Source organism: Rhodococcus shunpengi, assembly GCF_048381395.1.
In the GTDB taxonomy this organism is placed as follows: domain Bacteria; phylum Actinomycetota; class Actinomycetes; order Mycobacteriales; family Mycobacteriaceae; genus Rhodococcus.
The window spans coordinates 14283-33441 of the sequence record NZ_JBLWIU010000014.1; the positions used below are offsets into that span (position 1 = coordinate 14283).

General features: G+C 69.4%; 17 protein-coding genes. 5 read left to right on the forward strand and 12 right to left on the reverse strand.

From position 1 onward, the window contains the following. Positions 1–21: 21 nt before the first annotated feature. The 4 genes from ACNJ7K_RS10265 to ACNJ7K_RS10280 are packed head-to-tail and all read right to left on the reverse strand — an operon-like array spanning position 22 to position 3774. The gene (locus ACNJ7K_RS10265) at positions 22–537 is read right to left on the reverse strand and encodes a PspA/IM30 family protein (protein WP_230791376.1); all 516 of its coding nucleotides are present in this window, start codon (positions 535–537) and stop codon (positions 22–24) included. Further along, positions 534–1538, reverse strand: coding sequence for an SDR family oxidoreductase (locus tag ACNJ7K_RS10270; protein WP_230791375.1), 1005 nt, complete (start codon positions 1536–1538; stop codon positions 534–536). Before ACNJ7K_RS10270 ends, ACNJ7K_RS10265 begins: the two co-directional genes overlap by 4 nt. Further along, entirely contained in the window at positions 1535–2446 is a 912-nt protein-coding gene (locus ACNJ7K_RS10275; protein WP_159418126.1) for a bile acid:sodium symporter family protein, read from the reverse strand. Before ACNJ7K_RS10275 ends, ACNJ7K_RS10270 begins: the two co-directional genes overlap by 4 nt. Continuing rightward, positions 2443–3774, reverse strand: coding sequence for a flavin-containing monooxygenase (locus tag ACNJ7K_RS10280; RefSeq protein WP_487041599.1), 1332 nt, complete (start codon positions 3772–3774; stop codon positions 2443–2445). Before ACNJ7K_RS10280 ends, ACNJ7K_RS10275 begins: the two co-directional genes overlap by 4 nt. Before the next feature lie 58 nt (positions 3775–3832). Between ACNJ7K_RS10280 and ACNJ7K_RS10285 the strand changes: the two genes are divergently transcribed. After that, complete coding sequence (locus ACNJ7K_RS10285) at positions 3833–4900, forward strand: Lrp/AsnC family transcriptional regulator (protein WP_487041600.1); 1068 nt, start codon at positions 3833–3835, stop codon at positions 4898–4900. On the opposite strand, the gene pheT is transcribed toward ACNJ7K_RS10285, so the two are convergent. The 6 genes from pheT to infC all read right to left on the reverse strand — a co-directional run bounded on the left by pheT (position 4889) and on the right by infC (position 10868). Then, the gene (gene pheT / locus ACNJ7K_RS10290; RefSeq protein ID WP_487041601.1) at positions 4889–7375 is read right to left on the reverse strand and encodes a phenylalanine--tRNA ligase subunit beta; all 2487 of its coding nucleotides are present in this window, start codon (positions 7373–7375) and stop codon (positions 4889–4891) included. The genes ACNJ7K_RS10285 and pheT overlap by 12 nt on opposite strands. 59 nt (positions 7376–7434) lie before the next feature. Then, positions 7435–8505, reverse strand: coding sequence for a phenylalanine--tRNA ligase subunit alpha (gene pheS, locus ACNJ7K_RS10295; RefSeq protein ID WP_120283025.1), 1071 nt, complete (start codon positions 8503–8505; stop codon positions 7435–7437). Positions 8506–8589: 84 nt separating this feature from the next. Further along, positions 8590–9402: a TrmH family RNA methyltransferase gene (locus ACNJ7K_RS10300; protein WP_487041602.1), complete on the reverse strand. Its 813-nt coding sequence runs from the start codon at positions 9400–9402 to the stop codon at positions 8590–8592. A 38-nt stretch (positions 9403–9440) separates the two neighbouring features. After that, positions 9441–9821, reverse strand: coding sequence for a 50S ribosomal protein L20 (gene rplT, locus ACNJ7K_RS10305; RefSeq protein ID WP_006553977.1), 381 nt, complete (start codon positions 9819–9821; stop codon positions 9441–9443). A gap of 67 nt (positions 9822–9888) precedes the next feature. Then, complete coding sequence (gene rpmI / locus ACNJ7K_RS10310; protein WP_006553978.1) at positions 9889–10083, reverse strand: 50S ribosomal protein L35; 195 nt, start codon at positions 10081–10083, stop codon at positions 9889–9891. A 71-nt stretch (positions 10084–10154) separates the two neighbouring features. After that, positions 10155–10868, reverse strand: a complete 714-nt coding sequence (infC, locus tag ACNJ7K_RS10315) for a translation initiation factor IF-3 (protein ID WP_080597679.1) — start codon at positions 10866–10868, stop codon at positions 10155–10157. A gap of 319 nt (positions 10869–11187) precedes the next feature. On the opposite strand from infC, the gene ACNJ7K_RS10320 reads away from it, so the two are divergent. Further along, positions 11188–11553: a DUF1844 domain-containing protein gene (locus ACNJ7K_RS10320; protein ID WP_487041603.1), complete on the forward strand. Its 366-nt coding sequence runs from the start codon at positions 11188–11190 to the stop codon at positions 11551–11553. Positions 11554–11649: 96 nt separating this feature from the next. Here ACNJ7K_RS10320 and uvrA read toward each other — a convergent pair whose 3' ends face one another. Next, positions 11650–14658, reverse strand: coding sequence for an excinuclease ABC subunit UvrA (gene uvrA, locus ACNJ7K_RS10325; RefSeq protein ID WP_487041604.1), 3009 nt, complete (start codon positions 14656–14658; stop codon positions 11650–11652). A gap of 131 nt (positions 14659–14789) precedes the next feature. On the opposite strand from uvrA, the gene ACNJ7K_RS10330 reads away from it, so the two are divergent. Next, complete coding sequence (locus ACNJ7K_RS10330) at positions 14790–15479, forward strand: MBL fold metallo-hydrolase (RefSeq protein WP_120283031.1); 690 nt, start codon at positions 14790–14792, stop codon at positions 15477–15479. A gap of 309 nt (positions 15480–15788) precedes the next feature. Here the strand turns inward: ACNJ7K_RS10330 and ACNJ7K_RS10335 are convergent, their stop codons facing one another. Continuing rightward, complete coding sequence (locus ACNJ7K_RS10335) at positions 15789–16043, reverse strand: hypothetical protein (protein ID WP_120284349.1); 255 nt, start codon at positions 16041–16043, stop codon at positions 15789–15791. A gap of 191 nt (positions 16044–16234) precedes the next feature. Here ACNJ7K_RS10335 and ACNJ7K_RS10340 point away from each other — a divergent pair, with 191 nt between their 5' ends. Next, positions 16235–17929 carry an alkaline phosphatase D family protein gene (locus tag ACNJ7K_RS10340; protein ID WP_487041605.1) on the forward strand — a complete coding sequence of 565 codons (1695 nt, stop codon included), beginning with the start codon at positions 16235–16237 and terminating at the stop codon, positions 17927–17929. Positions 17930–18095: 166 nt separating this feature from the next. Further along, positions 18096–19139 (forward strand): DoxX family protein, encoded by a 1044-nt coding sequence (locus ACNJ7K_RS10345; RefSeq protein WP_174247030.1) that lies wholly within the window; start codon positions 18096–18098, stop codon positions 19137–19139. The last annotated feature ends 20 nt before the right edge of the window (positions 19140–19159 follow it).

Genomic DNA, 19159 nt, shown 5'->3' on the forward strand with positions numbered 1-19159 from the left:
GGGTGTCCCTTCCGGGAGGATTCACTCCGACCGCAACGACCGCCGGATCTCCGCGAGCCGGTCGGCAGCAGCTGCCTTGCGCTCCTCGTACTGCTCCTCGAGCGTGCGACCCGCCCCGGTCGCGTGAGCGAGTTCCTCCGCGCCGAGCGCGGTCGCCGAACGCTGTTCGATCTTCTCACGCACCGATTCGAAGGTCGGCACCCCGTCCGCGGTGTATCCGGTGATCTCCTCGATCGTCGGTGCGCGGACCCCGCTGTCGACGATTCCGGCACCGACGGCACCCGGTTCGACGATCTCGGCCTCGTGGACCTGAGCCTCGTGCACCTGGGCCTCGTGGGCGTCTTCCTCGCGCGGGGTCACGTCGGGATCGGGGCTCGGCTCCGGGTCGATCGGCGGCACGTCCGGAATGTCCGGGCCCGGCGGCACATCCGGCACCGTCGGCGTCTCCGGCCCGGCCGGGGTGACGTCGGGGACGGGCTGCTCCGGCTTGTCGGGTTCCTCGGGAGAGGGCACCCGGCCGGCTTCGTCCTTGCTCATGCATCCAGGCTACGTCGCTGGGCTCCCGCTGCGTCCTGTTCGGCGCGAGCCCGCAGATACGCCTCGAAGGCCTCCCGGCTGGTGTACTGCAACCGCACCCCGAGCTCCTCGCGCAACCGCCGGTTGTCGAGCACCGGACGGTACTGCAGGAAGCCGACCCGCTCCGGGCCGTGCTCCGTCAGACGCAACGCGCGCCCGATCCGCAGGGCGAGCTTCAGCACCGCAGCGGGCACCGTGAGGGTCCTGCGGTTCGTCATCGCGGCGATCTCGGGCACGGTGACGACCCCGTCGCCCGCGACATTGAAGATGCCCGTGACCGGACCGAGCACGGCCTCGGCGAAGGCCGCCGCGACGTCGGTGTGCCAGACGAACACGAACGGGCTGTCGCTGCCGGCGACGACGAGCAGCCGCTCACGGTCGAGCAGTGCGGTGATCTGGTTGCGGACGGTCTCCCCCAGGATCGTGCCGATCCGCAGGATCACCTGTTCGAGCTGCGGATGCTCGACCCGGGTGGCGGCGAGCATCTCCTCGACGAGGCGTTTGTGCCGGCTGTAGGTGAACTCGTCGTTGCCGCGGATCGGATCGTCCTCGGTGAGCGGGACCGGGTTGTCGGCGTGATAGCCGTAGGCGGCGCCGGAGGACGCCACCACCAGGCGTCGCACCCCGTAGGTCAGTGCGGCGTCGACGACGTTGCGTGCGCCGTCGACGTCGACGGCATATTCCTGCTCCGGGGTGGTGTCACGCCCGGGGTTGACGATGGATGCCAGGTGCACGATCACGTCGGGGCGGTGGGTGCCGACGACCTCGGCGATCCTGCGGCGGTCACGGACGTCGGCGATCACGTGGACGACCGCATCGTCGGCGCCTGTTCGTTCGTGGCGGTCGGCGGGTTCGTGGAGGTCGGCGCTGATCACCCGGACGCCGCGCGAGCGCAAAGCCGCCACGACGGCGCTGCCGAGGAAGCCGTTGCCGCCGGTGACGAGGGCGGTGAGGGAGGTCATGCGGTCACCTTTCGGGTTGCGGTGCGACGGGCCCAGACGGTGGCCAGGAGCAGTCCGGCGACGATGTCCCAGATCCCCCACCAGCCGGCGACGATCGCCATGCCGCCGAGGCCGTCGAAGAAGGTCATGACGAGGCCGAGCCCGAGGCCGGCGTTGCGGATGCCGACCTCGAACGAGACCGCCCGCCGGCTGTACTCGGGCAGTCCGCTGGCCCATCCGCACAGATAGCCGAGACCGAGCGCGATTGCGTCGTGCAGGAACACCGCGAGCAGGACGAGCCCGATGTAGTCGAGGAAGTCGGCGAAATTGCCGGCGAGCCCGGCGACGATGAACGCGAGCAGTGCGAGCAGGGATCCGTTCTTCACCCACGGCTGGGCGCGGGACGCGAAGCCGGGCGCCTTCTGCGCGGCCCAGATACCGAGGACGAACGGCAGCCCGATGATCAGGGCGATCTGCACGACCATGTCGAGACCGTCGAGTTCGACCGAACGCAGCAGCGCCCGGGTGCCGTCGCTGCGACTGCCCCAGAACGCGAAGTTGATCGGCATGAGCACGATGGCGAGCACGTTCGACACGGCCGTCATCGACACCGACAGGGCGACATCGCCGCCGGCGCGGTGGGTGAGGACGTTGGAGATGTTCCCGGGTGGGCAGCACGCGACGAGGATCATGCCGAGCGCGATCGACGGGGCGGGGTCGAGCAGCAACGTCAGCAGCCAGGTCACGGCGGGCAGCGCGAGGAACTGCGCGGCGATGCCCACCGCCATGGCCTTCGGTGCGCGCAGCGCGCGGCGGAAGTCGTCGACGGAGGTGTCGAGGGCGATGCCGAGCATGATCGCCGCGAGCACGACGTTGAGGGCGAGCAGCGAACCGGAGTCGAAGGAGAGCCTGACGTCGTCGACGTTCACCGCACGCCCGCCCCGGGGGACGAGGCGGCGGCCTCGCGGACTGCGCGGGTCTGCTCGCGCAGCGCCGTGCGATAGGCGTCCTTGTTGACGTAGTAGGCCATCCGGCCGAGATTCAGATAGCGGTAACCGCCGGTGAGGTCCGGGGGCGAGGCCGCCAGCGCCGCGCGCCATCGCGCCGCGGCCGCCGGATCGGTATCGGCGAGACCGATCGCGGCGGCGACGAGCTCGGCCTGTTCGTAACGGCCCTGCCAGCCGAGCCCGGACGACTCGACCATGCCGAGCACGAACAGGTTCGCGAACCGGCGGCTGATCATGTTCAGCAGGAGGTCCGGTGCGTGGGCGCGCCAGTCGAGCAGGTCCCGGTCCAGGAACGGATAGTCGAGGACGTAGCCGGTGGCGTGCACGATCATGTCGTAGCCGGCGGCCGAACCGTCCCGGAACCGGACCTCGGCGCCGTCGTAGCGCTCGATGTCGGGCCGCACCTGCACGTCCCCGTGGCCGAGGTGGTGCAGGATCAGCGAGTTGACGACCGGGTGCGATTCGTAGAGACGGTGGTCGGGTGCGGGCAGCCCGAAGCGGGTGGGGTCGCCGGCGAACTGGCGCAGCACCAGCGCGTCGAGGCGCTGCTTGATCGGCGCCGGCAGCGGCCGGCCGCGGGTGAGGGTGTCGGCGGGACGCCCGAACAGATACTTGGGCACGAAGTGATAGCCGCGGCGCACGCTCAGGTCCACCGACCGGGCGTGATGGACGGCGTCGACGGCGATGTCGCAGCCGCTGTTGCCGGCGCCGACGATCAGGACCCGCTTGCCGCGGAAGATGGTCGGGTCCTTGTAGGCACTGGTGTGCAGGAGCTCACCGTCGAACTCGCCGGGGATCTGCGGGTGGTTCGGGGTCGCGAGGGTGCCGTTGGCGACCACGACACCGCGGTAGAGCTCGGTGGTCGCGGTGCCGTCCCGGCCGGTCGCGGTCACCCGCCACCGGTCGCCGTCCGGTTCGACGCGGGTCACGGTCGTGTCGAAGCGGTAGCGCTCACGCAGGCCGAAGACGTCGGCGTAGTCGCGGAAGTACCGGGCGAGTTCCGCGTGCCCCGGATAGTCCGGTGTCTGCGGCGGCATGGGGAACTCGGTGAACTCGGTGGTCGTCTTCGAGGAGATCAGATGCGCCGACTCGTAGACCGTGCTCACCGGATTGGTGATGTCCCACAACCCCCCGACGGCGCTGTGGGATTCGAAGCCGACGAAGTCGATGCCGTGCCGGGAGAGCGCGCGGGCCCCGGCGAGTCCCGAGGGCCCCGCCCCGATCAGCGCATACTTCTGTTCCGTCTCCATGTGTCGTAGGCTGGCAGGCCGCGCGAATTCGGCACGGATTTTGCAGGATAATGACGAAATGGACGATTTCGAGTACGGAACTGCGCGATCGATCGATGAAATCGACCTGAGAATAATCAATGCGCTCCAGTGGTCCCCGCGTTCGACGTGGGATGCGCTGGCCGGGCCGCTCGGTCTCGATGCCGCCACGGTGGCCCGGCACTGGCGTCGCCTCGAACGCGAACGTCTGGCGTGGACCACGATCACCCCGGGGCCGCGCATCCTCGCGCAGGTGACCACCGCACTGCTCGAGATCACCGTGGTGCCCGGCGCGAGGAGGTCGGTGACCGAGGTGATGACGGGGCGTCCGCACGCGGTGACCGTCGAGGTGCCGTCGGCGGGCGCCGACCTGCTCGTCACCGCCGCGACCGCGACCTACGAGCAGATGACCCGGTTGGTCGTCGACGACCTGGCACACCTGCCCGGTGTCGCGTCGATCCGCACCCACGTGGTCTCGGAGTGGTTCACCGAGGGCGGGGCGTGGCGACTGAACGCGCTCGGCCCCGGCGAGCGCGGTGAACTGGCCACGGGCTCGCGGCGGGTGGGTGAGCGGCGCGGACGCACGGCGATCTCCGCCACCGATCGCGCGATCCTGTCGGCGTTGGCGGTGGACGGCCGCACCCCGATGCGCACCCTGGCGGAGATCGCCGGGGCTGCCGCGGCCACGGTCAAACGCCGGGTCGAGGCGTTGCTGGCCGCCGAGGTCGTCGGCCTACGATGCGAGTTCGCTCATCCCGCGGCAGGTTTCGCGGTGCTCGTCACGTTGTGGTGCACGGTGCCCGTGGAGCGGTTGACCGCCACCGGGCGGGTGGTGAGCCGGGAGCCGGAGGTGCGCAACTGTTTCGCCGTCGTCGGCGCCGCGAACCTCGTAGTGCAGGCGTGGTTGCACTCCCCCGCCGAGGTCCCGGACTTCGAGGCCCGGCTGCTCGCGCGCTGCCCGGACCTGACCGTGCGGGACCGGGTGCTGGTGTTGCGCATTCACAAGCTCGCCGGGCACATCCTCGACCGCGCGGGCCGCAAGGTCGCCACGGTCCCGCCCGACGTGTGGCTGCCGGGCGGGGACGCGGACGTCGTCTCAGGCGCGTAGCTCGGCACCGACCGCGGTGGCCGCGGCGGCGACCGCCGCCTCGCGGGCGGCGCTGGCCTCGTCCTCGGTGAGGGTGCGATCGGGAGCGCGGAAACGCAGCGCGAATGCGAGGGACTTGCGGTTCTCCCCCAGCTGGGCGCCCTGGTAGACGTCGAACAGGCGGATGTCCTCGAGCAGGTCGCCGCCACCCGAGCGCAGGGCGCTCTCGACGTCGGTGGCCGGCACGTCCGCGTCGACCACGACCGCGACGTCCTGCAGGACCGCCGGGAAGGGCGAGACCACCGGTGCCGGAAGCGATTCCACGATCGGCAACGCGTCGAGGTCGAGTTCGAAGGCGCACGTGCGTGCGGGCAGGCCGGCCCGTTCGATCACCGCGGGGTGCAGTTCGCCGGCGTGGCCGACGACGACCCCGTCGACGAGCAGTTCGGCGCAGCGGCCGGGATGCCACGGCAGGTACTGGGCGGCGCGGCGCTCGAGGCGCACCCCGGCAGCACGTGCCACGGTCTCCGCGGCGGCGAAGGCGTCGAAGGCATCGGCGGCGCGGCCCGTGCCCCACGGACCGGCCGGTTCACGCAGCCCGGCGAGCACACCACCGACGTGGACGGGCTGCTTCGGCAGCGACCCTTCGAGCAGGGCGATCTCGTCGTCGGTGGGACGACGGTCGACCGGCAGCAGGTCGACCGGCTTCGTCTCGGAGGTGGGCTGCACGACCTGCGCGATCGCGTAGAGCGACAGGTCGCGCTGTCCGCGCGAGACGTTGCGGCCGAGGATCTCGAGCAGACCCGGCAGCAGAGTGGTGGCCAGCTCCGGACGGTCGGACTCGAGGGGGTTGAGCACCTTGGTGGTCACCCGTCGCGGGTCGTCGGCGTCGAGCTTCCAGGTGTCGAACACGCCGGCCGGCAGGAACACCGGGGCGAGCACCTCGACGTAACCGTCGTGGGCGAGGGCGCGGGAGACGGCGCGGCGACGCTTCTGCGTGGCAGTCAGACCACGACCGGCGGGAGCGGTGGGCAGCACCGACGGGATCTGCTCGAGACCTTCGAGGCGCAGCACCTCCTCGACCAGATCGGCGGGCTGGCGCAGGTCGGGGCGCCAGGTCGGCGGGGTGACGACGAGCTGGCCGTGGCCGTCCTCGCCGACGCCGACCTCGACCGCGCACCCGATCTGTGTGAGGCGGCGGGCGGCGGTGCCGTTCGGGTAGCTCACCCCGGCCATGCGGTCGGGCAGGTCGATGTCCATGCGGATCGTCGGGCTCTCGGTGGGCACGACGATGTCGGTGAGGGTCGATTCCACCTGGCCACCGGCGATCTCGACGAGCAGGCTCGCGGCCCGGTCGAGCGCGGCGGGGGCCAGGGCCGGATCGACGGTGCGCTCGAAGCGCTTGCCGGCCTCGCTGCTGAGCTTGTGCCGGCGGTTGCCGCGGAAGACGGCGAGCGGATCCCAGGTGGCGGCCTCGAGCAGCACGTCGGTGGTGCTGTCGCCGACCTCGGTGGTGGCGCCGCCCATGATGCCGGCGAGGGAGATCACTCCGGAGTCGTCGGTGATGACGACGTCCTCGGGATCGAGGTCGCGCTCGACACCGTCGAGGGTGGTGAGCTTCTCCCCTGCCCGGGCGCGCCGCACGACCAGCTCACCCTGCAGGGTGGCGGCGTCGAAGGCGTGCAGCGGCTGGCCGAGTTCGAGCATGACGTAGTTGGTCACGTCGACCGCGGGCGAAATCGGGCGGACACCGGCGGTGTGCAGGCGGCGCTGCATCCACCACGGGGTGACGGCCTTCGGGTCGATGCCGGTGACGCGCCGCGCGGCGAACCGGGTGGCCTTCGTCTCGGGTTCGAGCCGGATCGGGTAGGCCTCGCCGGCGTCGGACGGCAGCGCCGGCACGGTCGCGGGATCGGCGAATTCGAGGTCGAAGCCGCACGCGAGTTCGCGGGTGAGTCCGCGGACGGAGAAGCAGTATCCGCGGTCGGGGGTGATGTTCAGTTCGATGACGGTGTCGCCGAGGCCGAGCAGGTCGTTGGCGTCGGTGCCGGGTTCGGCGGTGCCGGGCTCGAGCACGAGGATGCCGGAGTGGTCCTTGCCGATGCCCAGCTCGGACAGCGAGCAGATCATGCCGTCGGAGACGTGCCCGTAGGTCTTGCGCGAGGCGATGGCGAAGTCGCCGGGGAGCACGGCGCCGGGCAGGGCGGCGACGATGAGGTCGCCCTCGGCGAAGTTGCGGGCACCGCACACGATGCCGCGCGGTTCGTCCTCACCGACGTCGACCTTGCAGAAGCGGATGGGCTTCTTGAACTCGGTGAGCTCGGTGATCTCCACGACCCGTCCGACGACGAGGTTGTCGATGCGGCCGAGGGTCTCGATGTCCTCGACCTCGAGTCCGACCCGGACGAATCCCGCGTCGAGTTCCTCGGCGGTGACGTTCCACTCCGGGGTGGCGCGCTGCAGGATCTCGGTCAGCCAGGACTGCGCTACTCGCACTTGTGCTCAGCTCTTTCGTTCGGTCGTCGGTCGGTGGAGTCGGTGTCGGGAGCGGGCTCTCAGCCCTGCACGCCGAACGGCAGGGTGAAGCGCACGTCGCCCTCGACGATGTCGCGCATGTCGGGGATGCCGTTGCGGAACTGCAGGGTGCGTTCGAGGCCCATACCGAACGCGAACCCGGTGTACACGTCGGGGTCGATGCCCGAGGCCCGGAGCACATTGGGGTTGACCATGCCGCAGCCACCCCACTCGACCCAGCCGGCGCCGCCCTTCTTGTTCGGGAACCACACGTCCACCTCGGCGGACGGTTCGGTGAACGGGAAGTAGTTCGGGCGCATCCGGGTGCGGGTCTCCGGACCGAACAGCGCCCGCGCGAACGCGTCGAGGGTGCCGCGCAGGTGCGCCATGGTCAGGCCCTTGTCGACGGCGAGACCCTCGACCTGCGAGAAGACCGGGGTGTGGGTGGCGTCGAGTTCGTCGGTGCGGAAGGTGCGGCCGGGGCACACGACGTAGATCGGGATGTCGCGGTGCAGCATGGTGCGGACCTGCACGGGCGAGGTGTGGGTGCGCAGCACCTGCCGCGAACCCTCCGGGGCGATGTGGAAGGTGTCCTGCATCGTGCGCGCCGGATGGTCGGGCAGGAAGTTCAGGGCGTCGAAGTTGAAGTGCTCGGTCTCGACCTCGGGGCCTTCGGCGACCTCCCAGCCCATCGCGACGAAGACATCGGCGATCTCGTCGGAGATGATCGAGATCGGGTGGCGGGCGCCGAGCGCGCGGCGGGTCGCGGGCAAGGTGACGTCGACGGCCTCGGCGACGAGGACCGCGGCGTCGCGTTCGGCCTGCAGCACCGCCTTGCGGTCGTCGAAGGCGGCCTGCACGGTGGTGCGGTGGGCGTTGACCCGCTTGCCGGCATCGGCGCGCTCGTTGCCGGGCAGCGAGCCGAGGGCGCGCTTGGCGAGGGAGATGGGCGCCTTGTCGCCGAGGTGGTCGATCTTCGCCTGGGCGAGTTCGTCGAGGTCGGCCGCAGCGGCGAACGCGTCGATCGCGGACTTCTCGGCGGCGGTGAGCGCGTCCTCGGTCAGGGCGCTCGGATCGACTGCCGGCGGGGTGCCGCCCTCTTTCTTGGCCACGACCGGTGCATCTCCTTCTTCGGACGAACGGGTGATCTCGGTGGGTGCGGTCCGGGCCGGAGGCCGCGGCGCACCGGGGAAATCCTATGTGATGGGCCGAGCGGCCCGATGTTGCACCCGCGCGCTCGCATACAGGCAGATCGAGGCGGCGGTGGCGAGGTTGAGCGATTCGGCGCGTCCGCGGATGGGGATGCGGACGCGATGGTCGGCGCGGGCGGCGACCTGCGGATCGAGTCCGTGGGCCTCGTTACCGAACAGCCACGCGGTGGGCGCGGCGAGCAACTCGTCGGCGTCGTCGAGGTCGATCTCACCGTCGGCGGCCGTCGCGAGGATCTGCACGCCGGCCTCGGCGAGCGCGGCCAGCACCCGGTCGGTGTCGCGTTCGCGCGCGACCGGCAGGTGGAAGATGCTGCCGGCCGAGGAGCGCACGCACTTGCCGTTGTGCGGGTCGACGCTGTCGCCGGCGAGGACCACGGCGTCGGCGCCGACGGCGTCGGAGACGCGGATGAGCGTGCCGGCGTTGCCGGGTTCGGCGACCGCGACGGGCACGGCGAGCAGCCGCGACCGCGGGGTCACCGCTTCGGCGAGCGGCACGTCGAGGGTGTCGCACACGGCGACGAGGCCGGGCGGGGTGACGGTGTCGGACAACCGGGCGGCGGCCCGCTCGGTGACGATCCCCACCCGCACACCCTTGTGGCGCGCTTCGTCGACAACCGTCGCGTACCGGCCCGCGGCCGCCTCGGTGACGAACAGTTCGTGCACGCGTGCAGCAGCGAGCGCCTCGGTGACGGAGTTCTCACCCTCGGCGAGGAACCGCCCGGTCTTGCGACGCTCGGCGGTCCGGAGCAGTTTCACAGCAGAAACGACCCGTGGTGTGCGCTCGGTGAGCGGGTCCACGGGTCGTTCCTGGATGTTGTCGTAGCTCAGGGCAGCACTCAGGCAGCCGGAGCGTTGACGTCGGCCGGCAGGGCAGCCTTGGCGACGGCCACGAGGCCGGCGAAGGCCTCGGCGTCGGAGACGGCGAGCTCGGCGAGGATCTTGCGGTCCACCTCGACACCCGCGGCCTTCAGGCCCTGGATGAAGCGGTTGTAGGTGATGTCGTTGGCGCGGGCAGCAGCGTTGATGCGGCTGATCCACAGCTTGCGGAAATCACCCTTGCGGGCGCGACGGTCGCGGTAGGCGTAGGTCAGCGAGTGAAGCTGCTGCTCCTTGGCCTTGCGGTACAGGCGCGAGCGCTGTCCGCGGTAGCCCTTCGAGGCCTCGAGAATCGAACGACGCTTCTTCTGGGCGTTGACGGCCCTCTTCACGCGTGCCACTGGTTATGTGTCCTGTCAGAGTTCGGGGGACGAACGAGGTGTCCCCGGATGGATCGGTCGGAGAGGCTCAGAGCCCGAGCATGCGCTTGACGCGCGGAGCGTCGGCATCGGCGACGACGGCCTTGCCGTCGAGGCGACGCGTCACCCGCGAGGACTTGTGCTCGAGCAGGTGGCGGCGACCCGCCTTCTGGCGCAGGACCTTTCCGCTACCGGACACCTTGAATCGCTTCGCGGTGCCGCTGTGGGTCTTCGACTTGGGCATGGAGTCCTCAGTTCTTGTCGTGTGCGTACATCGGTGCTCACGGACAGCACCGGATGTGCTGCCTGAGCGGGCTAGTTGCTCTGGGCGTCGCCCGTCTCGGGAGCCGGCGCGGACTCCGTGGACGGGGCTGCGGAGGCTGCCGGGCGCGGAGCGGACTTCGCCGGTGCGGCCTGCGCGGCTTCCTGAGCCTTCGCGCGGGTCTTCGCACCCTTGTGCGGGGCCAGCACCATCGTCATGTTCCGGCCGTCCTGCTTCGGACTGGTCTCGATGAAACCGAGTTCGGCCACGTCGGCGCCGAGGCGCTGCAGCAACCGGAATCCGAGTTCGGGGCGCGACTGCTCGCGGCCGCGGAACATGATCGTGACCTTGACCTTCGAACCGGCTTCGAGGAAGCGCACGACGTTGCGCTTCTTGGTCTCGTAGTCGTGGTCGTCGATCTTCGGACGGAGCTTCTGCTCCTTGATCACAGTCTGCTGCTGGTTCTTGCGCGATTCGCGCGCCTTCTGCGCGGCTTCGTACTTGAACTTGCCGTAGTCCATGATCTTGCAGACCGGCGGCCGGGCGTCGGGTGCCACCTCGACGAGGTCGAGGTCGGCTTCGATTGCCAGGCGGAGGGCATCTTCAACACGCACGATTCCGACCTGTTCACCGCCGGGTCCGACGAGTCGGACTTCGGGAACTCGGATGCGTTCGTTGATGCGGGTCTCAGCGCTGATGGGGCCTCCTAGGTAGAGCGGTGTGGTCGGTCTGACCGCACCGCAGCACGTGGCCCTACTCCTCGACAAGAAGACCCCGCTGTGGTGCCGAGGCTCCACGCGGGGTCCGATACCGACCGGTCGACGGCCAACCGGCTCGCGCCGGGTGATCCGCACCGCCCGATGAAGGGCGGACGTCCGGGGCTTCCGCACCCGGAGAACCGGACCCCTGAGCTGCATCGATGTGCCGCCAGAGGTGGGAGTCGGACTCCACTTTGCTGCCCACGGAGGATCACCGCGGGCGGTCGTGGGATCAAGTCTAACAAAAAGCCACGTCGACGACGAATCGGCGCGTCGGCGCCCCACCCGCGCGGGCGGCGACGAACGGCGCGACCCTATGCTCGACGCTATGACGGATGCTCCCGAGACCCCCGATCAGGACGCTGCGGCAGAGGATGTGCGCGAACTCGCCGACATCCCGGCCGTCGAGGTGATCAGCCGCGCAGCCGTGATGCTCATGAGTTCGGCTGCCGAGAAGCTCGGTCTCGCCGACGAGGATCCCGACAGCAGCGCACGACTCGACCTCGACGAGGCCCGCCGCGTGATCACCGCCCTCGCCGGCCTGATCACCTCGTCGGTGGAATATCTCGGTCCGCACGCCGGTCCGCTGCGTGAAGGACTGCAGGCACTGCAGCGTGCCTTCCGCGAGGCGTCGGCCGTGCCCGACGAGCCCGGCAAGGGCCCGGGCGAGAAGTACACCGGCCCGGTCTACTGAGCCGAACCGGCACTTTTCGCCTACGTCACGATCCACGCCTTACTTCACGATCGACGCGACCGAGCCGCCCACCGCTGAGGTGGGCGGCTCGGCTCGTCAGCTCGCGGCGGCCACCTTCTTCTTGGTGGTCTTCGCCTTCGCTGCCGTCTTCGTGGCGGCCGTCTTCGTCGCAGCAGCCTTGCTACCAGTCGCCTTGGTCGTCTTCGCCGCCCGCTTGCGTGCCGGCGTCGGAGTGGGCGCGGTGGTTCGTCCATCGAGGATCTCCGCGAGGAAGCGTCCGGTGTAGCTCTCCTCCACTGTGACCACCTCTTCCGGAGTGCCCTCCGCGACCACCGTGCCGCCACCGGAACCGCCCTCGGGACCCATGTCGATGATCCAGTCGGCAGTCTTGATGACGTCGAGGTTGTGCTCGATGACGATCACGGTGTTGCCCTTGTCGACCAGACCGTTGATGACCCCGAGCAGCTTGCGGATGTCCTCGAAGTGCAGACCCGTGGTGGGCTCGTCGAGGATGTACGCGGTGCGCCCGTTGGAGCGCTTCTGCAGCTCTGCGGCGAGCTTGACGCGCTGCGCCTCACCACCGGACAGGGTCGTCGCCGGCTGGCCCAGGCGGACGTAACCGAGACCGACCTCCACCAGCGTGTTGAGGTAGCGGTGGATGGAGGTGACCGGCTTGAAGAACTCCGCGGCCTCCTCGATCGACATGTCGAGCACCTCGGCGATGGTCTTGCCCTTGTAGTGCACCTCGAGCGTCTCGCGGTTGTAGCGGGCGCCGTGGCACACCTCGCACGGCACGTACACGTCGGGCAGGAAGTTCATCTCGATCTTCAGCGTGCCGTCGCCCGAGCACGCCTCGCACCGGCCGCCCTTGACGTTGAAGGAGAACCGGCCCGGCTGGTAGCCGCGCACCTTCGCCTCGGTGGTGGACGCGAACAGGCTGCGGATCTTGTCGAACACACCGGTGTAGGTGGCCGGATTCGACCGCGGGGTGCGGCCGATCGGCGACTGGTCGACCTGGACGAGCTTGTCGAGCTGGTCGAGTCCGTTGATGCGGGTGTGCCGTCCGGGGACCTGCCGCGCGCCGTTGAGCTTGTTGGCCATCACGGTGGCGAGGATGTCGTTGACGAGCGTCGACTTCCCGGAGCCCGACACACCGGTGATGCAGGTGAGAACGCCGAGCGGGAACGACACGTCGATCTCGCGCAGGTTGTTCTCGCGGGCACCGACGACGGTGACCTGCCGGCCCTTGTCGATCGGCCGCCGGAGCGCAGGGATCTCGATCTCCTCGCGTCCGGACAGATAGGCACCGGTGAGCGATTCGGGGTTGTCGAGCAATTCCTTGTAGGTGCCGCTGTGGACGACCTTCCCTCCGTGCTCGCCCGCGCGCGGTCCGATGTCGACGACCCAGTCGGAGGCACGGACGGTGTCCTCGTCGTGCTCGACGACGATGAGCGTGTTGCCCAGATCGCGCAGTCGCGTGAGGGTGTCGATGAGACGACGGTTGTCGCGCTGGTGCAGACCGATGGACGGCTCGTCGAGCACGTACAGCACGCCGACGAGACCGGAACCGATCTGCGTGGCGAGACGGATGCGCTGGGCCTCACCACCGGAGAGGGTGCCCGCGGCGCGCGAGAGGGTGAGGTAGTCGAGTCCGACGTCGAGCAGGAAGCCGAGCCGGGCCTGGATCTCCTTGAGGACCTGCCCGGCGATCGCGGCTTCGCGCGCGCCGAGGACGAGGCTGTCGAGGAAGCGTGCGCACTCGGCGATCGACAGGTCGCTCACCTCGGCGATGGACATCGCACCGAAGTCGCCCGCGCTGACCGTCACGGCCAGGATCTCGGGACGAAGGCGGGCACCGGCGCAGGCCGGGCACGGGATCTCCCGCATGTAGCCCTCGTAGCGTTCCTTGGCCTGCTCGGACTCGGACTGCTCGAGGCGGCGGTGCAGGAACGGCATGACGCCCTCGAACTCGGCGTAGTACGAGCGAACGCGGCCGTAGCGGTTCTTGTAGCGCACGTGCACCTGCTCGGTGCTGCCCTCCAGCACGGCCTTGCGCACCTTGGCGGGCAGTTTCCGCCACGGGGTGTCGATGTCGAATTCGAGGGCGTCGGCCAGGCCGGACAGCAGTCGGCCGAAGTATTCGGCGCTCTGGCCCATCGACCATGGCGCGATCGCGCCGTCGGCCAGGCTCAGATCCGGGTCGGGCACGACGAGATCGGGATCGACCTCCTTGCGCACGCCGAGACCCGCGCACTCGGGGCACGCGCCGTAGGGGGAGTTGAAGGAGAACGACCGAGGCTCGAGTTCGTCGATGGACAGCGGGTGCGCGTTCGGGCACGCCAGGTTCTCGGAGAACCGGCGTTCGCGGTCGGGGGCGTCCTCCTCGCGATCGACGAAGTCGAGCACGACGACACCCTCGGCGAGCCGCAGCGCGGTCTCGATGGAGTCGGTGAGGCGCTGCTGGGCGCTGGGCTTGACGGCGAGGCGGTCGACGACGACCTCGATGTCGTGCTTCTCCTGCTTCTTCAGCTTCGGTGGATCGGACAAGGGGTGGACGACCCCGTCGACGCGCACGCGGGAGTAGCCCTGGATGGTCAGCTGTTCGAAGAGGTCGACGAACTCGCCCTTGCGGGTGCGCACGACGGGTGCGAGGACCTGGAATCGGGCTCCGGCCTCCATCTCGAGCACCTGGTCGACGATCTGCTGCGGCGTCTGCCGGGAGATCTGCTCACCACAGACCGGGCAGTGCGGGGTGCCGGCCCGCGCGTAGAGCAGACGCAGGTAGTCGTAGACCTCGGTGATGGTGCCGACGGTGGACCGCGGGTTGCGGTTGGTGGACTTCTGGTCGATCGACACCGCGGGCGACAGGCCCTCGATGAAGTCGACGTCCGGCTTGTCCATCTGTCCGAGGAACTGGCGGGCGTAGGCCGACAACGACTCGACGTAGCGCCGCTGCCCCTCGGCGAAGATGGTGTCGAACGCGAGGCTCGACTTGCCCGAACCCGACAGTCCGGTGAAAACGATCAGACTGTCGCGCGGCAGGTCCAGGTCGACACCACGCAGGTTGTGTTCCCGGGCTCCACGCACGATCAGGCGGTCTGCCACGCCACATCCTTCCTGTAGACAAGGCCGGAGTTCGGCCCTCAGCCATGGTAGGCGCGGGTACCGACAGGTTTCCGTGACGAACACCGCGCGCCCGGGGCTCACGCGCGTGCACGCGAAGGTAGGTTGGCTGCATGACGCAGCAGCCCGTGATCATCGAGGACACCTACTCCGGCGACGTCACTCCCGGCGGACCCGCGCAACGCCGAAGGATTCCCGGAGCGAGCATCGTCAAACTCGCCGTCGGCGAGATGAACAACAACACCTATCTCGTCACCGACGACGCCACCGGCAAGTCCGTCTTCATCGACGCCGCAAACGAACCCGACCGTCTCGTGCAGTTCCTCCGCGACAATGCGCAGCAGCTCGAACTGATCGTCACCACCCATCAGCACTGGGATCACTGGCAGGGCCTCGAGCGGGTCGCCGCCGAGACCGGTGTGCCGACGGCCGCGCACGAGCTCGACGCCGGTCCCCTGCCGGTGAAGCCCGATCGGATCCTGGCCGAGGGTGACACCGTGCAGATCGGTGAGCTGAATCTCGAGGTGATCCACCTCTCAGGGCACACTCCGGGGTCGGTTGCGCTGGTCCTCACGGAACAGGGCACGGGTCGCACGCACATCTTCACCGGCGACTCGCTGTTCCCCGGCGGGGTCGGCAAGACCCCGAACGACGACGCCTTCCGATCGCTCCTCGGCGACGTGGAGTCCAAGATCTTCGACCGGTTCGACGACGAGACGATCTTCTACCCCGGCCACGGCAAGGACTCGACCCTCGGAGCCGAGCGTCCGCATCTCGGCGAGTGGCGCGAACGAGGTTGGTGACTGTTCTGCACGCGGCACACGTCGTTCGGTGGTCGGCAGGTGCCGTCCGATGACCGCCCCCTCACCCGAAGCAGTCTGGCACGGCAGTTCGGACCGTTTCGTTGGCGACGGCTCGTAACCGCGCACGCGCTGGCCGATGCCGCCCGTAAGGCGGATTGGTCGACCGTGTTCACTCCTCGACACCACCGCTTCGCACCTCGGGCCCAACCTGTGGCGACCCGGCGGTCGGTCGCGGTACACGCCGCTCCATCAAGCTGCCTGGCACAACGCTCCGTTGACGGTGATCTTCGTACCGGTCGCTGAGGCAACTCACTCGGGTGCGTGTTCCGCACTCGGGCCCGACTCACCGTTCTCTCCGTCGACCTGCTCGGCGTCGTTCGAGCGCTCGCCCACCGTGTCCGCGAAGGCCGTTCCCGAGACCATCCCGTTCGTGCCCGGCACGACCGTGGTCGGTCGTGCTCCCGGCTCGTACATGCGGTCGATCTCCTCGGCCTTCTCCTTCGCCTGTCTCTTCTCTTCGTCGTCGAGCCGATCCCAGCGGGTCGGATCCTCCGCGTCGGTCATGTCCGGGCCCCCTTCCAGCGCGGCACCGACCCGAGGGGGCCGATGCGGTTGCGTCCGTTCCAGGGTGCGCCCCGTCGCGGAGTCCCGGAGGACGAACGGGGATCGGAGTTCGCCGGAATCCTCCTGTGCGCCACTGCCGCGAGTACGCTCGAAAACCGGACGAGCTCGCACGAGCACGGAGGCCTGACACTGTGGCGGATCTCGTACTGGGGCCGGTGCTTCGGCACATCGGCGACACGGACGCCACGATCTGGGTGGAGACGTCCGAGCCCTGCACGGTGCGCGTGCTCGGCAGTTCCGAACCCACATGGACGGTCGCGGGACACCACTACGCGCTCGTCACCGTCCGAGGCCTCGAACCCGGATCGGTGACGCCCTACGAGGTGGATCTCGACGGCCGGGTCGTGTGGCCGCCCGCCGGCGTTGCACCGCCCCTGATCAGGACCGCGGGAGACGACCCCGACGGCTTCGTGCTCGCCTTCGGATCGTGCCGGGTGGCGTCGGAGAGTGCGGAACCGACAGCCGTACTCGGGAAGGATGCCCTCGTCGCCTACGCGCAGCGTATGCGTTCCCTGCCGATCGACGAATGGCCCGACGCGCTGTTGCTGTTGGGAGATCAGGTCTACGCCGACGAGTTGTCGGAGGAGATGAAGCGACGGGTCGGTGAGCGTCACGATCTGGCGGAACCGCCCGGCGCCCAGGTACGCGACTTCGAGGAGTACACCTGGCTGTACAGCCGGTCGTGGTCCGAGGACAACGTCCGATGGCTGTTGTCGAACGTGCCGACCTCGATGATCTTCGACGATCACGACGTGCACGACGACTGGAACACCTCCTATTCGTGGCGCCGGGAGGTGGAGGCCTCCGCGTGGTGGGAGGAACGCATCGTCGGGGCGCTGGCGTCGTACTGGATCTATCAGCATCTCGGGAACCTCTCCCCCGCCGAACTGGACGAGGAGCCCCTCTACGATCGGGTGCGGAACTGCGCCGGGGACGCCGAACCGATCCTGCGTGCGTTCGCGTCCGGTGCCGACGAGGAAGCCGACGGCAGTCAAGGGGTGCGATGGTCGTACCGCCGCGATTTCGGACCGGTGCGTCTGTTGGTGATCGATTCGCGGTGCGGCCGGGTGCTCACCCCCGACCGGCGCGACATGGTGTCCGATCCGGAGTTCGACTGGATCGAGGAGCAGACCGACGGCAACTACGACCACCTGCTGATCGGCACGTCGCTGCCGTGGCTTCTCCCCCGCGCGATGCACGACCTCGAGGCGTGGGACGAGAAACTTGCATCCGGTGCGCGCGGTGACCGATGGGCACGCTGGGCCGAGAAACTCCGCCGCGCCGCGGATCTCGAACACTGGTCGGCCTTCCGCGACTCGTTCGAGCGACTCGCACGGCTGCTGCGGGACGTTGCCGCCGGAGATCGCGCCGGAACGTCCGGCCGCACGCCCGCGACGATCTGCGTCCTCTCGGGGGACGTGCACCATGCGTACGCCGCCCGCGTCCGATTCGCGACGCCGACCGCCGGCGCGGTCTACCAGCTGACCTGTTCGCCCGTGCACAACCACGTCCCGGCAGCCGTCCGACTCGCCTTCCGCGCTGCGTGGAGCCGCGTGGCGGAGCGCGTCGTGCGACTGCTCCTCGGCCGGGTGACGGCCGTTCCCGAGGCGTCGTTCTCGTGGTCGAAGATGACAGGTCCGAGCTTCGGGAACCAGATCGCCACCCTGCGGACGCGAGGACGTGCCGCGCGCCTGACCATCGAGCGGAGCGTCGAGACCGCGTCGGGTCCGCATCTGTTCGAGACCGTCGCGGAAGTACCCCTGACTACCGAGGATCGGCCGCCTCAGGTCGCGCCCGCCCGCGCGGAGGAACAGCCGTCGAGGTGAGCGCGGAGGGGTGGCACCCATCGGCGTCCCATTCGGCATTTCCCCGATTTCCGTACGGTCCGAAATACTGCCTCGTGTCCTTCGACCCTGCTTCGCGCATATTCCCGTGACGCTCGGGGTACCTGTGTCAGGGTTTGGAAACACAGCCGACCACGGGAGGAACCACATGCTCGTCCGGAGAATTGCGCGGCCCATGCTCGCGTCCATCTTCATCGCCGGGGGTATCGACGCCCTGCGGAAGCCCGAGCCGAAAGCAGGTGCCGCGCAGCCCGGGCTCGATCAGGCTGTGAACGCCTTGCCGGCGTCGATCACCGACCGGCTCCCCAGCAATCCCGAGACTCTCGTCCAGATCAACGCCGCAGTGCAGATCGGCGCCGGGACCCTGTTCGCACTCGGCAAGGCGCCTCGCCTGTCCGCTCTCGCCCTGATCGGCAGCCTTGTGCCGACAACCGTTGCGGGACACGACTTCTGGAACGTCGAAGACCCCGATGCCCGCGCCCAGCAACGCACCCAGCTCATCAAGAACGTGAGCCTGATGGGTGGTCTGCTCATCGCCGCCGTGGACACCGAGGGCAAGCCGTCGCTCGGCTGGCGGAGCCGTCGCGCCGCGCGTGCCGCGCAGAAGTCGGTGGCCGCCGCGCTGCCGAGCCATTCCTCGGACGGCCACACCGCCGAAGCGCTGCACACCGTCGCCGAGCGGGTGAAGGCGCTGACCGAGGAAGCCGGCGAGCAGGGCGGCCACTTCCTGGAGATCGCCAAGGAACGGGCACCCGAACTCGCGGAGGCGGCGCGCGAGCGGGGCAGCGGACTGCTCGAGGTCGCCCGCGACCGCGGCCCGGTGCTGACCGAGCGTGCGCGCGATCGCAGCGCCGAGATCCTCGGTGTCGCGCGGGAACGCGCCCCCGAACTCGCCGAGGGCGCCCGCGAACGCGGCACCGAACTGCTCGGGCTGGCGCGTGAGCGCACCCCCGAACTCGCCGACGTCGCCCGCAAGCGTGGCTCGAAGCTGTGGGACACCACGGTCGATCGCAGCTCGGAATGGGCCAAGCTCGCCGAGGAGCAGTCCGCGATCCTGAACGCTCGGGCTCACGTCGCCGCGGAGAAGGCCCGTCTGCGTGCCGAGGCCGCGCGCAAGCAGGGCACGAAGGCGGAGAAGAAGCTCGCGAAGAACCTGAAGGCGCTCGAGAAGAGCATCGAGAAGAAGAAGTAGTCCGGTACGGCACAGTGGTG

Bases quoted from the DNA above. Each gene is read 5' to 3' on its own strand.
- ACNJ7K_RS10335 (WP_120284349.1), bottom strand. From the start codon at position 16,043: ATGACCGACGCGGAGGATCCGACCCGCTGGGATCGGCTCGACGACGAA.
- rpmI (WP_006553978.1), bottom strand. From the start codon at position 10,083: ATGCCCAAGTCGAAGACCCACAGCGGCACCGCGAAGCGATTCAAGGTG.
- ACNJ7K_RS10280 (WP_487041599.1), bottom strand. From the start codon at position 3,774: ATGGAGACGGAACAGAAGTATGCGCTGATCGGGGCGGGGCCCTCGGGA.
- ACNJ7K_RS10345 (WP_174247030.1), top strand. From the start codon at position 18,096: ATGCTCGTCCGGAGAATTGCGCGGCCCATGCTCGCGTCCATCTTCATC.
- ACNJ7K_RS10265 (WP_230791376.1), bottom strand. From the start codon at position 537: ATGAGCAAGGACGAAGCCGGCCGGGTGCCCTCTCCCGAGGAACCCGAC.
- ACNJ7K_RS10270 (WP_230791375.1), bottom strand. From the start codon at position 1,538: ATGACCTCCCTCACCGCCCTCGTCACCGGCGGCAACGGCTTCCTCGGC.
- ACNJ7K_RS10330 (WP_120283031.1), top strand. From the start codon at position 14,790: ATGACGCAGCAGCCCGTGATCATCGAGGACACCTACTCCGGCGACGTC.
- ACNJ7K_RS10285 (WP_487041600.1), top strand. From the start codon at position 3,833: ATGGACGATTTCGAGTACGGAACTGCGCGATCGATCGATGAAATCGAC.
- ACNJ7K_RS10320 (WP_487041603.1), top strand. From the start codon at position 11,188: ATGACGGATGCTCCCGAGACCCCCGATCAGGACGCTGCGGCAGAGGAT.